This window comes from Paraburkholderia bryophila (assembly GCF_013409255.1).
In the GTDB taxonomy this organism is placed as follows: domain Bacteria; phylum Pseudomonadota; class Gammaproteobacteria; order Burkholderiales; family Burkholderiaceae; genus Paraburkholderia.
In genome coordinates this window covers 2,179,779-2,192,976 of sequence record NZ_JACCAS010000002.1, presented here as the reverse complement: position 1 = coordinate 2,192,976, position 13,198 = coordinate 2,179,779, and the positions used below count along the sequence as shown (strand labels likewise).

At 63.4% G+C, this 13,198-nt stretch carries 11 protein-coding genes and 1 pseudogene; 7 read left to right on the top strand and 5 right to left on the bottom strand.

What is annotated here, in order from left to right; translation table 11 throughout:
• Positions 1 to 6: 6 nt before the first annotated feature.
• Positions 7 to 1,152 (top strand): NAD(P)-dependent alcohol dehydrogenase, encoded by a 1,146-nt coding sequence (locus tag GGD40_RS30785; RefSeq protein ID WP_179746174.1) that lies wholly within the window; start codon positions 7 to 9, stop codon positions 1,150 to 1,152.
• Positions 1,153 to 1,250: 98 nt separating this feature from the next.
• Positions 1,251 to 2,423: a helix-turn-helix domain-containing protein gene (locus GGD40_RS30780; RefSeq protein ID WP_179746173.1), complete on the top strand. Its 1,173-nt coding sequence runs from the start codon at positions 1,251 to 1,253 to the stop codon at positions 2,421 to 2,423.
• A 42-nt stretch (positions 2,424 to 2,465) separates the two neighbouring features.
• On the opposite strand, the gene GGD40_RS30775 is transcribed toward GGD40_RS30780, so the two are convergent.
• Positions 2,466 to 3,500 (bottom strand): MDR family NADP-dependent oxidoreductase, encoded by a 1,035-nt coding sequence (locus GGD40_RS30775; RefSeq protein WP_179746172.1) that lies wholly within the window; start codon positions 3,498 to 3,500, stop codon positions 2,466 to 2,468.
• 92 nt (positions 3,501 to 3,592) lie between these two features.
• Here GGD40_RS30775 and GGD40_RS30770 point away from each other — a divergent pair, with 92 nt between their 5' ends.
• The 4 genes and pseudogenes from GGD40_RS30770 (at position 3,593) to GGD40_RS30755 (ending at position 8,076) form a co-directional block, all read left to right on the top strand.
• Complete coding sequence (locus GGD40_RS30770; protein ID WP_257030629.1) at positions 3,593 to 4,282, top strand: TetR/AcrR family transcriptional regulator; 690 nt, start codon at positions 3,593 to 3,595, stop codon at positions 4,280 to 4,282.
• Between the two features lie 141 nt (positions 4,283 to 4,423).
• Positions 4,424 to 5,018, top strand: a pseudogene (locus tag GGD40_RS30765) (SDR family oxidoreductase).
• A 313-nt stretch (positions 5,019 to 5,331) separates the two neighbouring features.
• Entirely contained in the window at positions 5,332 to 6,306 is a 975-nt protein-coding gene (locus GGD40_RS30760) for a CPBP family intramembrane glutamic endopeptidase (RefSeq protein ID WP_179746171.1), read from the top strand.
• Positions 6,307 to 6,405: 99 nt separating this feature from the next.
• Positions 6,406 to 8,076, top strand: a complete 1,671-nt coding sequence (locus GGD40_RS30755) for an ABC transporter ATP-binding protein (protein ID WP_179710526.1) — start codon at positions 6,406 to 6,408, stop codon at positions 8,074 to 8,076.
• Between the two features lie 20 nt (positions 8,077 to 8,096).
• Here GGD40_RS30755 and GGD40_RS30750 read toward each other — a convergent pair whose 3' ends face one another.
• Complete coding sequence (locus GGD40_RS30750) at positions 8,097 to 8,489, bottom strand: nuclear transport factor 2 family protein (protein WP_179713910.1); 393 nt, start codon at positions 8,487 to 8,489, stop codon at positions 8,097 to 8,099.
• A gap of 29 nt (positions 8,490 to 8,518) precedes the next feature.
• Here GGD40_RS30750 and GGD40_RS30745 point away from each other — a divergent pair, with 29 nt between their 5' ends.
• Positions 8,519 to 8,917, top strand: coding sequence for a VOC family protein (locus tag GGD40_RS30745; protein ID WP_179746170.1), 399 nt, complete (start codon positions 8,519 to 8,521; stop codon positions 8,915 to 8,917).
• A 49-nt stretch (positions 8,918 to 8,966) separates the two neighbouring features.
• Here the strand turns inward: GGD40_RS30745 and GGD40_RS30740 are convergent, their stop codons facing one another.
• From GGD40_RS30740 to GGD40_RS30730, 3 genes are read right to left on the bottom strand one after another with little or no spacing between them, the layout of a single operon-like run.
• Positions 8,967 to 10,553 carry a DHA2 family efflux MFS transporter permease subunit gene (locus tag GGD40_RS30740; RefSeq protein ID WP_179710530.1) on the bottom strand — a complete coding sequence of 529 codons (1,587 nt, stop codon included), beginning with the start codon at positions 10,551 to 10,553 and terminating at the stop codon, positions 8,967 to 8,969.
• Complete coding sequence (locus tag GGD40_RS30735) at positions 10,550 to 11,683, bottom strand: HlyD family secretion protein (protein WP_179746169.1); 1,134 nt, start codon at positions 11,681 to 11,683, stop codon at positions 10,550 to 10,552. The genes GGD40_RS30740 and GGD40_RS30735 overlap by 4 nt, the downstream gene beginning before the upstream one ends.
• A gap of 59 nt (positions 11,684 to 11,742) precedes the next feature.
• The gene (locus GGD40_RS30730) at positions 11,743 to 13,191 is read right to left on the bottom strand and encodes an efflux transporter outer membrane subunit (protein WP_179746168.1); all 1,449 of its coding nucleotides are present in this window, start codon (positions 13,189 to 13,191) and stop codon (positions 11,743 to 11,745) included.
• Positions 13,192 to 13,198 lie beyond the last annotated feature (7 nt).

Genomic DNA, 13,198 nt, shown 5'->3' with positions numbered 1-13,198 from the left:
ACAGCCATGACAACATCGACATCAACGACAACGGCCGCCGGATTTCGCGCCATCACCGCCGCCGTCGCGACCGCGAAGGGCGAGCCCTTCGCGATCCGGCAGGCGCGGATTCGCGCGCCAAAAGACGACGAGGTGCTGGTCCGCGTCGTGGCGACCGGCCTGTGCCATACCGATCTGATCGTGCGCGATCAATACTACCCGGTGCCCTTGCCGGCCGTGCTGGGACACGAAGGCGCGGGCGTCGTCGAAGAGACCGGTCCTGCCGTCAAGAACCTCAAGGTCGGCGATCATGTGGTGCTGACTTATGGCGCGTGCGGTTACTGCGCCTCTTGCAGCGGTGGCCACGGCGCGTACTGCCAGCACTTCTTCGGATTGAACTTCGGCGGCGGCGATCTCGAAGGCCGCAACGCGATCGAAGACGACGAAGGACGGCCGCTGCACGATCATTTCTTCGCGCAGTCGTCGTTCGCAAGCTTTGCGATCGCGCGCGAAAACAATGCCATCAAGGTGCCGCGCGACGCGCCGCTGGAGTTGCTCGGGCCGCTCGGCTGCGGTATCCAGACCGGCGCGGGGGCCGTCATCAACTCGTTGAAGGTGCGGCCGGGCAGCAGCTTCGCGAGCCTCGGCGCGGGCGCGGTGGGCCTTAGCGCGGTGATGGCCGCGCGGGTCGCGGGCGCCGCCACGATCATCGCCGTCGACGTCGTGCCGTCCCGGCTGACGCTGGCCAAAGAGCTGGGCGCGACGCATACCGTGAATAGCCGTGAAGTCGACATGATCGAAGCGATTCGCGAGATCACCGGAGGGGGCGTGGATTTCGCGCTCGAATCGACGGGCCGCGCGGAGGTGCTGTCGCAAGGCATCGAAACGCTCGGCCGGCTCGGCGCGATGGGCGTGGTCGGCGCGCCGCCGCTCGGCACCCTGGCGCAGTTCGACATCAACAGTCTGCTGCTGAATGGGCGCACGATACGCGGCATCGTGGAAGGCGACAGCGTGCCGCAAATCTTCATTCCGCAACTCGTGCAGTTGTATCAGCAAGGGCGGTTTCCGTTCGACAAGCTGGTCCGGTTCTACCCGCTCGACCAGATCAACCAGGCCGCCGAAGATAGCAGCAGCGGCGTCACGCTCAAACCGATCCTGCGGTTCGCGCATTGACGGGTGCCGGGTTGGCGATGCTGCGCGCAAGCGCTGAGGTATTCTGTGCGGGCATGGCGCGGCAGCGGTCAGTGACGCTGCGCTGACTGGAGACCCGTATGGCCAAGATCGCTTCAGCGGATTCACGGCAACAACGCCTGCATGTGGCGCGCGCGCGGTTTGTCGGCGGTGAGCAGTTGCCGGCGGCGCTGCTGTCCGCGCCGGTCGCGCGCTCGTGGGAGCGCTCGCGCGGCACCGGCTTGCTGCCCTCCAGCACGCCGCAATACGAGCTGCTGGATAAGTCGCGCACCTTGCGCGACTCGAAAGCCGACCGGCGTCTCTATAGTTGCGTCGTCGACGAAATCGAACAGTTGTGGGACGCGTTCGGCGGCACCGACTGGACGATCTTCTGCGTCAATACCGAAGGCACCATCGTTCACGCACGACAGAGTCCCTCCTGCGACGACGACCTGTTGCTGCCGATCACGCCGGGCCGGCGCGTCGTCGAGCCCAACATCGGCACGACTGCGCCGGGTTGCGTGATTCACGACGGCACGGAAACCATCGTGGCGGGCGGCGAACATTACCTCGATGAGTTCGAACGGGTGTTCTGTCTCGCCGTGCCGTTGTTCGGCTTTCACGGCGAAGTGATCGGCGCGCTGGATATTACCGGCACCGGGAAACGGAACGTGTCGCAGGTTCAGGAGCAGTTCCGGCTCGCCGCGCTGGCAGCCGAACAGCGTCTGTTCGCCACGCTGCGGGGCTGTCATCTGTTGCGCGTGCAACATGATCCGCGCTGGCTCGGCACGCCGCTCGCCGGCCTGCTCGCGGTCGAAGAAGACGGCCAGTTGCGCGCCGCCAGCCGGATGGCGCGGCGCATGCTCTCGCTGCCCACGGGCGCGCCGCTGCCGGCTCTGGAGTTGCGCCAAATTTTCGACGACGCGACGCCCGCGCAACTCAACCGCTTGCTGCAACGAGGCCGCGGCGTGCAACGCGTCGCGCGCGCGGACGGCAGCCATATCTGGGTGGAATATGCGCGCGCGCCGTTGAATCGCAGCACTGCGCGACGTGCTGCGCCTGTTACTGTCGCGGGCTTCGGTCAGGCGGCACCGGCTCTGGCCGGGAGCGGCAAGCAAGGCAGTTTGCAAGAGCAAACGCTCAATGCAATCCAGAGCGCGATCGATGAGCACGCCGGCAATATCGCGGCGGCGGCGCGACAACTCGGTTTGTCGCGGACTACGTTGTACGCGAAACTGCGGAAGCTTCGCGACACCGGGATGATGGGCGGTTGATGGGGACTGGTGTTTTTCGCTTTCCGTTTTTTTGGTTTCCGCTTACGGTTTGATCACCACTGTTCCGAAGTAATCTCCTCGAATCACCTGCTCCAACGCGAGCGGCGCATGGTCGAGCCCGTCGATGATCTCGTGCGGAAAGCGGATGCTGCCCGCGTCCAGCCATCGTGCGAATTGTTGAATCCACTCCGCGTAGGCTTCGGGATCGTCGTCGGCGCTGTAGCCGCGCAGTGTGATGCGCTTCACCAATAGCTGCACGGAATCCAGTTCGACCGGCGCGGTTCTGCCCGCGCCATGGCTCGCCAGTTGCCCCGACAGCGTACCGACGATCACCACGCGCGCGCCTTCACGCGCGCTCGCAATCGCCGCCTGCAGTTGTTCGCCGCCGACATTGTCGAGAAACACATCGATACCTTCCGGTGCGGCCTCAGCCAGCTGTTCGGCAATCGGTGTAGCGCCTCGCCACACCGCCGCGTCGTAACCCAACTCGGACACTAACCGCGCCGCCTTCTCGCGGGAACTGGTGCTGCCGATCACGCGCCCCGCGCCCAGCAAACGCGCGATCTGCCCGGCCATCGAACCGTTCGCGCCGGCCGCGCTGGAAATAAAAACCGTGTCGCCGGGGTGAATCGCCACGCCGCGAGTCAGTGCGGCATAGGCGGTCCAGCCATGCCCCAGATACGCGATCGGGTCCGGCAATCCTCCGATAACCCGCTTGCAATCCGCCGTAGGGACCGCTGCGTATTCGCGCCAGCCCTGAAAATGCAGCACCAGGTCGCCTGGATAAAAACCGCTGCCCGCAGGCGCGGAAACGATTTCACCAAGCGCTTCGGCCGCCAGCGTGTCGCCCTCGCGCAAGGCGGGGAACGGCACGCCTTTTACGTCTTGCGCGCCTTTGCTGATCATCATGCGCAGTGACGCGGACAGTAGGAAGTAGTGGTTGCGAACCAGCACCTCATGATCGGATGGCTTCGGCAGCGATGTCGAAACGATCTCGAAGTTGTCGGCGTGGGGCAAGCCTTCAGGCTGCGACTTCAAGCGAACTTCGCGGCTGGTGGCGGGGAGTGTCTGGGTCATTTGAAAGTCCTCGTGAGGCTATGCGCGCACGTCATTGCCAAACGTGTCGAACAATGTGAGCATAGCGCTCATATTCTCCCCGGAGCAGACACTTGACTACTCGCATTCCCTCGCGTCCTTCGACGATGCGCAAAGAGCCGCGCCAGGCGCGTTCCCGTGCCACGGTCGAAGCGATTCTGATGGCCGGGGCTCAGGTTTTGGGCCGCCGCGGCTGGGCCGGTTTCACGACCAATGAGGTTGCCGAAGCTGCCGGCGTGAGCATCGGCTCGCTGTACCAGTATTTTCCGAACAAGCTGATCTTGTCCGAGGCAATCACGGCGCGCCACTTCGACGAGATTCTCGCGGTGCTGCGCGGAATCGGTGATGAGACGTTGCCGCTGGCGCGGCGTGTGGAGCAATTGGTCGACGGCATGATCGGCGTTCACAGCATTAACCCGGCGCTGCATCGCGTGCTGCTTGAGGAGGCGCCGCGCGCTCGTGGGCCAAGGTCGGTTCATGACCGCTTCGAGGCGGAGTATTTGCGCTGCTACGCGGCATTGATCGCGCAACCGGACGACGCGCGAAACCGCGAATCCGCCGATGCGGCCGCGCAGGTCGTTTCCGCTGCGGTGGCGGGCGTGATTCATGACGCCGCGCATCGGGGGACGATCGGTTTGCCTGTGCTTAAACAGGAACTGGTGGATATGGTGGACGCGTATCTGCTTCGGCGACGTCGGCGTGAGCGTGCGAGGGTGGGTGTGCGGGAAATGAGCGGAAGTGGGCGAGCAACTGTGAAGCGTTGAGCTCGTGAGCGGGTCCGATTGGATGGCTGAGTTGCAGCATCGAATCGAACCGCAAGAAACGGAGTGTTAGAACCGGGACGCCTCGGCACTATCTCGCCGCGGGCAACGTCGCCCGTATCACTCGACACAGGGAACACGATCATGCATGCATTGACCGGCAAAGTCGCCATTGTCACCGGCGCAAGCTCAGGCATTGGCTATGCAACGGCAAAGCTGTTCGCAATGGAAGGCGCCCGCCTCGTCGTTAGCGCTCGTCGTCGGGCCGAGCTCGATGCGTTGGTGGCCGAGATCGAAGCGAACAGTGGCCGGGCGCTCGCCGTCGCCGGCGACGCGCGCGACGTGCTGCTCGCGCCGCGTTTGGTGGAGGCGGCGGTGAATCGCTTCGGTGGTTTGGACGTTGCGTTCAACAATGTCGGGACCACCGGCGAAATGGCACAGGTATGCGGCCAGCAAAGCCGGGTTGGTCGGACTAACGAAAGTGATCGCGGCGGAGTTCGGCAACAAGGGCATTCGTGCCAACGCCATCCTGCCGGGCGGCACCGATACGCCAATGGGACAGGCCGTGGCCAGCACGCCGGAGGCTCGCGCGTATGTGCAGAATCTTCATGCGCTGAAGCGCCTCGCGCGGCCGGAGGAGATTGCGCGGTCGGTGCTCCATCTCGCGTCCGAAGCGTCGAGTTTCATGACGGGCACCGCGATGCTTGTCGACGGTGGGGTTTCTGTTAGTCGGAGCTAGGTAACGTGCGGTGGGAGCGGTCGGGTCCGCCCAGAGGACCCTGACCTTCTTCTGAAAGCATCGTTGCGGATTCGTGTAATCGTGCCGTTTTGCTCTCGACGGAGACGGAAACCGCACCAACTGCGGCCGCTCGACTTATGCCTATCGCGTAGGTGCAGGTCCACGATAAACAGTCAGTTGACGCAGCATCATGGTTCGTCGAGAATCGGAGCCGCCTGCGCACTCAAGCGCTTTTTGTAGGGCTAATGTAACGCGCGGCCCGAATACGTCCCAGGTTTATCTCTACAAGCAAAACAAAAAAACGAGGCAACGCATGAGCGATTCGAAGCACTACAGCACGGCGTCGAGCGGTCCTGATCGTAGTGTCGACCCACTCTCGCAACAGCCCGGCCGGTTGCGTCGTTTCTTCGGTGGCAAATTCAAACGTATCTGGATCGGCCAAGACGGCCTGCGCTCAGGCTGGGCCGCGTTGCTCTTTGTCATGATCGTCAGCGGTTTGATTGCGGGCGCGGCGTTTATCGCACATCTGCTGCATCACCTTCCGCCCAGAACCACGGAGATGGTCCCGACGAGAATGCTCATCGGAGAAATCGTCATGATCCTGGCGGGCGTCGTCGCCACCAAAATCATGAGTCTGATCGACAAACGCTCGTGGCTCGACTATGGACTGCGTGCACGACATCGCGTTGCCCATCTCGTGCAAGGACTCTTCTTCGGTGTTCTGGCCATGTCGCTCATGATGGCCGCGCTGCGCTATTTTCACGCGGTGACCATTGAACTGTCCGGCCTGCAATTGGGACCGCTGATTCAATCGGCCGCGGTCTGGGGGGCGTTGTTCCTGCTCGTCGCGTTTAACGAGGAATTGTGTTTCCGGGGCTACGTGTTCTTCCGTTTGCTTCGCGGCGTGGGCCCCGTCGTCGCCACTATCGTCACCGCCGCTATTTTTGCGCTCGCGCATATGGGCAATCCGGGCGAGACGGTATTCGGCATTGCGTCCGTCGCCGCCGCCGGGCTCGTGTTCTGTCTCGCGGTTTGGCGCACGGGGTCGCTGTGGTGGATCATCGGCTTTCACGCCGCGTGGGACTGGAGCCAATCGTTTGTGTTCGGTGTCGCCGATAGCGGCTCGATGGCGACCGGACATTGGCTGACGAGCCACACAAGTGGACCCGCCTGGTTGAGTGGCGGCGCGGCAGGTCCGGAAGGCAGCGTACTGATGCTGCCGATGATGGCCTTGCTCGCGTTCGTGATCATTCGAACCTTGCCGAAAAACGGCGGACGGCCAGCGTAAAAGCTGAACAACCCTGCCCGCGCTCCGGTCATAGGCATTCAACACCGCTTCGTACAATCTCCGATCATCGCCGGTTACCTATCGCAAAGAGGCGTGCAGATGATTAAACAAACCAATTGGCATATCGTAGCGTCTCCCGTCAGCAGTATTCTCAGTAAGTTCTGGCACATGTCTCGCGGCACCATAGCCCTCGTCGCGGCAGTCGTAGCAGGTTCCTCGCTGGTCTCGGTCTTCGCGCCGTTTGCCTTTTCCCGCCTGGTCGACCGGCTTTCCAGTCATCATCTGATCGAGACGATTTTCGCGGGATTCCTGCTTTACGCGATCCTCGTCGGCGCCTCGCTCACGTTGGGAAACACGGCGAGATATCTTGCGCTGATGGCCGCCGAAAATCTGAATTTCATCTCGTCCACCAGCTTCTTCGAGCGTCTGTCGAAAAAGTCGCCGCGCTTTTTTATCGAACATAATCCGGTGGAAGTTCAGGCCGCTCAGGCACAGGGTGCGCAAGCCCTCAGCATGACGGTGAACCTGGTATTGAGCATTATTCTGCCCGGCGCCATCCAGCTCGTCTTGACACTGGCCGTCCTGGGCGCCGCGCTCGATACAAAAATCGCCGCGGTCGTGCTCCTCTACGGCGCGGTATTCACTTCTCTCACCTATTTCACCAACGTTTGGACACGGCCACACCTGAATCGGGCGATCAGTGTTGCGCAAGCCAATGCGAGCCTGGTCGGCAATGCAATCACGTCGATGGAAACGCTGCGCTATTTCGGCAGTTCCGGGTGGATGAGCAACCGCTTCAATCATGGCGCTACGGAAGTTCTGGAGAACTGGCGGAGCTTTTGCGTTAAACGGATCGCATATGCCGGAGTGTATGGCGTGGCGCTCACACTCCAGTTTGTGATCGCCTTTACTCTTTTTCTGCCGCGCTACAAGGCTGGGCTGGTGAGCGTCGGCGATATCGTGTTGTTCAACGTGCTGCTGCTCGAACTCAACCATCCGTTCGAAATGGTGGGACTGGCGATCGAAAACCTCATTCAGTCGTATGCACGGATACAACCTTTTGCCCGCATGTGGGCGGCCGCCGAGGAGATCGAACCCGCTTCGCCGCGCACCGAATTGCCCGCGAGCAACGGGCGGATTGAATTCCGGCGTGTCGGTTTCACGTATGAGGATGGGCGCGGCGTGTCCGATGTGTCTTTTACGGCTGCGAGAGGCGCGGTGACATTCCTCACCGGCGAATCCGGCTCGGGTAAATCCACGGTGTTCAAGCTGGCGTTAAAAGCGATCGAGCCTTCGGAAGGAGAGATCCGTATCGACGGCTTCGATCTGCGCGAGATCGCCCGCAAGGATTGGTACGGCATGGTCGGCGTCGTTCCGCAGGAGATCATGTTGCTCAACGACACGCTAACGGCGAATATCGTGCTCGGCCGGGAGGTCGACGAAACTCGCTTACGCGAGGCCGCAGCGAGAGCCGCGATTCTCACGCGGATCGAAGATCTGCCCGATGGATTCGCCACGGTAATCGGCGAACGCGGCCTGAAGCTGTCGGGCGGTGAGCGTCAACGGGTGGCCATCGCCCGCGCGCTCTACGGCAAACCGAAGCTGCTGTTTCTCGACGAAGCCAGTTCCGCACTCGATGAGCCCACGGAGACCGGCATCATGGACCATATCCGCACGCTGGCGGACGAAGTCACCGTGCTGGCCATCACGCATCGCAAGAGCACGATCCATTCAACCGATCACGTCGTCGACCTGCAAAATCACGCGTAGAAACACGAAAGCCACCCCACTCACTCAATCCGCTCGACCCACTTCGTGCGATCGAACGGCGGCTCGTAATTCTCCGGCCAGTACTCGACCACGCGGGCAATTTTGCCGTGCTCGACCGTGAAGAACGAAATCGCTCTGGCCTGCAGGACGCTATCGGTAATGGAAACATCCGATACCGCGTCCGTCTCATTGCCGACAATGCGATTGATCGTGAAAACCCACCGCCCTTGCGCGGGGTACGCCGCATTGAACTGCGCGAAATTGGCGGCACCGCGAATGCGCTCATTCGATTGCGGCCACTCGAGCATGAAGTCATCCGTCAGAACCGCCGTGGCGGAATGGAAATCGTTAGTGGCCATGAGACGCCAAAACTCCTGAACCACACGCACCGCGTTCTCGGTAGACTGGGTCATATCTGATCTGTTCCTCGGAGAAAGTGGAAATGATTTCACACGTTTTTATCGGTGTCACCGATTTCGATCGTGCCGTGCAGTTCTATTCGCCCGTCATGGAAGCATTGCGGCTCAAGATGAAGTTCTGCGACCGGGACACACCGTGGGCCGGCTGGATGGCGCCGGATGCGCCACGCCCACTCTTCCTGATCGGCAGGCCGTTCGATGGTCATCCGGCAAGCTGCGGAAACGGCCAGATGATCGCGTTGCTGGCGCCGGACCGGCGCGCGGTCGATCTCGCCCATGCCCGCGCGCTGGCGCATGGCGGCTCGTGCGAAGGTGCTCCGGGGCTGAGACCGCACTATCACGCGAACTATTACGGCGCGTACTTTCGGGACCCCGACGGCAACAAGCTGTGTGTCTGCCATCACGATCCGGTCGACGCATAGAGCGCATAGCACGGGGCGTTGACGAAGACCTCGCGATTCATCCGTTCGGCTAGCCGCTCTTCTTGCGCCCTCGCAAAGCAAACGCCGCGAGCGTACATCCGAGCATCGCGATCCCGGCCAGCAGGAACGTATCGCTGTAAGCCATCAGAAGCGCTTCACGCCCGATCACTTTATCGATCACGCCGAGCGCCACCTCGCGCGTCCCGCCCAACCCGGTCGACGCCAGCGCATCCGCGCGGCCGACGTAACCGCGCGTCAGCGTTCTGACCATGTCGATCATCCGCTCGCGGTACGCACCGTTAAACGGCGTGATCGCTTCGCCGATCCGCGACGCGTGCATTTTTTCCCGCTCGACCACGATCTGACTGGCAATCGCAATGCCGATCGCGCCGCCCAGATTGCGCACCATGCTGAAGAGCCCGGAGGCCGATCCAAGCTGCGATTTTTCGATCCCGTCCACGGCCATCACACCCAGCGCAACGACCACGAGCGACTGCCCGATGCCACGCACGATCAGCGACGGCACGACTACATTCGCCGACGCATTCACGTCGAGATGAATATTCATCAGGCAGCCGATCGCGACCAGCGTGAAGCCGACGATGATGGCGGTCCGCGCACTCGTACGGCGCATCAGCGGCGGTGTCAGAAACGACATCACGAACTGAACCAGCCCATACGGCACCATCATCACGCCGATATCGCGCGCGCTATAGCCCTGCAATTCGGCAAAGTAGTTCGGCACCAGAAACACCACCGCGAACACCACGCCGCCGAACAGGAACTGCATCAGACTGGCTATGCCGAAGTTATAGCGGCCGAGCAATTTCAGATTGATGAACGGCTCGTCGCGATGCAACTGCGCGATCACGAAAACGCTCAGTCCCACGAGCGCAACCACGAACATCTCCGTAATGAAGCTGGAACCGAACCAGTCTTTTCGGCCGCCCTCCTCCAGCACGATCTGCAATGCGCTGAGGCCGATCGCCATGCTCGTTATGCCGAGCCAATCCGCTTTGCGCAAGCGGTCGAGATGTACGGGCTCGGGCTTGATCGCCCAGCCGATCGCGCCAAGCAGCACGAGCGCGGGCGGAATCTGCAGATAGAAAATCCAGCGCCACGAATACATGTCGGTCAGCCAACCGCCCAAAGACGGCCCCGCCGCCTGCGCGACATTATTGGCGACGGCGAACAGCGCCATGCCGAGCGGATGTCGCGACGCCGGCAACTCCGTGACGATCAGTTGAAACGACAACGGAATCAGCACGCCGCCGAACGCCCCTTGAAAAGCACGCGCGGCGATCATCGCGTCGATGGTCGGCGCGATCGAGCACACCAGTGAGAAGACCAGGAATCCGCTCGTCCCGACCAGCATCACGCGACGGATCGAAAACACGCGCACGAGCCAGCCGGTCAACGGAATCACGATGATCTCCGCAACCAGGTACGCGGTGGTGATCCACGAACCCTCTTCGAAACTCGCACCGAGCGAGCCTCGAATATCGGGCAGCGACGCATTGGTGACGTGGACGTTCATGCCGGCCATGAAGCAGCCGAACACACCGCCGAGCACGGCCACCCAGGCGCGCAGCGACACCGGATCATGCGCGCGGGAAGCACTCGCGGTCGTACTCATGAGCGACTCGCGGCGGACGGCGCGGCAGCCACGTCGGTGTGAACGCGCGCGACCACCGACATGCCCGGCCGGAGGTCGAGCGCATCGCGTTGCCCGGCATCCACGCGGATCTTCACCGGAATCCGCTGAACGACCTTGGTGAAGTTGCCGGTCGCGTTATCCGGCGGCAGCAGCGCGAACTGCGCGCCGGAGCCTGGCGCGATGCTCGCCACGCGTCCACGCAGCGTATGCCCGGCGTAAGTGTCGACGTCGATCTCGACCGGCTGACCCGGCCGCATCGCGGCGACCTCGGTCTCCTTGAAATTGGCGATCACATAGACGTCCTGCAGCGGCACCACGGCGAGCAACGGCTGTCCGGTCTCGACATACTGGCCCACTCGCACGGAGCGCTGGCCGACCGTGCCGTCGCCCGCCGCGCGAATCGTCGTATGGTCGAGATCGAGTTGCGCGAGCGACAACGCCGCGCGCGCCACGTCGAGTTGGGCTTGCGCCTGCTCGATGTCGGCAAGCGTTTGCGCGCGGCGCTTGAGCAGCACGGTTTGCTCGCCGCGTTGCGCGTGTACGGAGGCTTCGGCCCTGGCGAGCGTGGCGTCGGCGGTGAGCGCGTCGGCATGCGCCTGCTCCCAGCGCTGCGCGCTCGAAGCCTGTTCGGCCACCAGTTGCCGGTAGCGCTCGGCGTCGGCCTTGCGGCGGATCGTGCCGGCCTGCGCGGCGGCAACGTCCGCTTGCGCCGCGGCCGTCAGACTGCCTTGTTGCGCAATCTGCGCGTCGAGCGCGGCGACCTTCGCCTGTTCCGCGTGCAGCGTGGCGAGCGCGGCATCGACCGTCGCCTGAGCGCGATCCCGTTTCGCCGCGTAATCGGCGTTGTCGAGATGCGCGAGCACATCGCCTTTGTGCACCGGCTGATTGTCGTCGACCTCGACACTCAAGACGTAGCCCGGCACGCGGGAGCTGACCGTCATCACGTCGGCGCGGACGTAAGCGTCGTCGGTGCTTTCCAGAAAGCGGCCGACGCTCCACCAGCGTATGCCCGCCACGAGCATGGCGACCGCGACAATGGCGGCACCCGCCACCAGGAGATTTCTTCGGCTAAACGACGACGTCTTGCCGGGAACGACCGTAGTACTCATATCGGAACCTTGATTAAAAATAACGAACCCATCGCGCGACGGCGCGACACGCCAGCGTGCTAGCGTTGCCAGCCGCCGCCGAGGGCCTTGAACACCGCCACCTGATCGGATGCGAGGTTTTCCGCCGATGCCGCCAGCGCCGCATCGGCGGCAACCAGCGTGCGCTCGGCATCGAGCACGTCGAGAAAATCCAGCGCGCCGGCCTGGTAATTCAGCTCGGCGAGATGGAAGGCGCGAGCGTCGTTCGAGCGAGCGTCCTGCAACGCACGTTGACGCGTCCATTGCGCGCCGTAGAAGGTGAGCGACTGTTCGGATTCCTTCAACGCGGTAAGCACGTTGCGCTCGAATGCGGCGAGCGCTTCGGCATTGCCGGCTTTTGCCTGCGCGAGCCGCGCGCGGCTCATCGCCATATTCGGAAAGCGCCAACTGATCAGCGGGCCGACGCCCCATGCCAGCGCGTACCGATCGCCCAGCGACGCCAGGCTACCGGTGGTGGACAGCAGATTCACCGAGCCGCCCAGCACGATCGATGGATACAACTCCGCGCGGGCGACGCCGATCTGCGCATCGGCGGCGGCCAGCTTGCGCTCCGCCTCGCGCAGATCGGGACGGCGACGCAGCAAGGCGGCGCCGTCGCCGACCGGAAACGGCGCAGTGAGCACCGGCGTGACGCGGCAGGAGTCGGCGGCCGGCGGAAACTCGCCGGGGGACCGGCCCAGCAATACGGCAAGTTCGAACAGCGCCGCGCGGCGCTTGCCTTCGAGTGCCGGAAGGGTGGCGCGCGTCTCGTCGAGAAAACCGCGGGCGCGCGTGACCTCGAGATCGGACACGAGTCCGCGATCGCGTTGCCGGGTGGTCAACGCCACCACACGCTCCGCGATGCCGAGCGAGCGATTGGCGACGTCGATCTGTTCGCCGTAGGAGCACACGTGCAGGTAGGCGTCCGTTGTGGATGCAACGACCGCGACGCGCACGGCGTCGGAGGCCGCTTGCATCGCATCGGCATCGGCGCGAGCGGCGTCGACGAGATGGCGCACGCGCCCCCACAGATCGACTTCGTACGACACCGCGAGCGAAGGCGTGTAGGCCCAGCGCGTGTCGGCCGAGTCGCGCCGCGCCGCCGCGACGGTCTGATCGGCGCTCTGCTTGCCGTAGTTGCCGCCCAGCGCGAGTTGCGTATCGGGCAGCCTGGCCGCACCTGCTTCGTCCAGGACCGCCTGCGAGCCTGCGAGCCGCGCGGCCGCCACCGCGAGATCGCGGTTCTGTTCGAGCGCCTGCTGAATCAGGCCGTCGAGTACGGGGTCCTGATAGAGATGCCACCAGTTGTCCGGCAACGGCTGCTGCGCGACCGGCGCGCCTCGTGCCGACGTGAACGGCGCCAAGGCCGCCGCCAATGGCGGCGCGCGATAGGGCGCCTCGAGAGAACAGCCCGACGCCAGCAGCGCGAGCGCCGTCGCGCCAAGACGAAAAAAAAGATGCGCGGTGCGATGAACGCCCGAAAGAACCATGACAGAT

Bases quoted from the DNA above. Each gene is read 5' to 3' on its own strand.
- GGD40_RS30785 (WP_179746174.1), top strand. From the start codon at position 7: ATGACAACATCGACATCAACGACAACGGCCGCCGGATTTCGCGCCATC.
- GGD40_RS30780 (WP_179746173.1), top strand. From the start codon at position 1,251: ATGGCCAAGATCGCTTCAGCGGATTCACGGCAACAACGCCTGCATGTG.
- GGD40_RS30775 (WP_179746172.1), bottom strand. From the start codon at position 3,500: ATGACCCAGACACTCCCCGCCACCAGCCGCGAAGTTCGCTTGAAGTCG.
- GGD40_RS30760 (WP_179746171.1), top strand. From the start codon at position 5,332: ATGAGCGATTCGAAGCACTACAGCACGGCGTCGAGCGGTCCTGATCGT.
- GGD40_RS30755 (WP_179710526.1), top strand. From the start codon at position 6,406: ATGATTAAACAAACCAATTGGCATATCGTAGCGTCTCCCGTCAGCAGT.
- GGD40_RS30750 (WP_179713910.1), bottom strand. From the start codon at position 8,489: ATGACCCAGTCTACCGAGAACGCGGTGCGTGTGGTTCAGGAGTTTTGG.
- GGD40_RS30745 (WP_179746170.1), top strand. From the start codon at position 8,519: ATGATTTCACACGTTTTTATCGGTGTCACCGATTTCGATCGTGCCGTG.
- GGD40_RS30740 (WP_179710530.1), bottom strand. From the start codon at position 10,553: ATGAGTACGACCGCGAGTGCTTCCCGCGCGCATGATCCGGTGTCGCTG.
- GGD40_RS30735 (WP_179746169.1), bottom strand. From the start codon at position 11,683: ATGAGTACTACGGTCGTTCCCGGCAAGACGTCGTCGTTTAGCCGAAGA.
- GGD40_RS30730 (WP_179746168.1), bottom strand. From the start codon at position 13,191: ATGGTTCTTTCGGGCGTTCATCGCACCGCGCATCTTTTTTTTCGTCTT.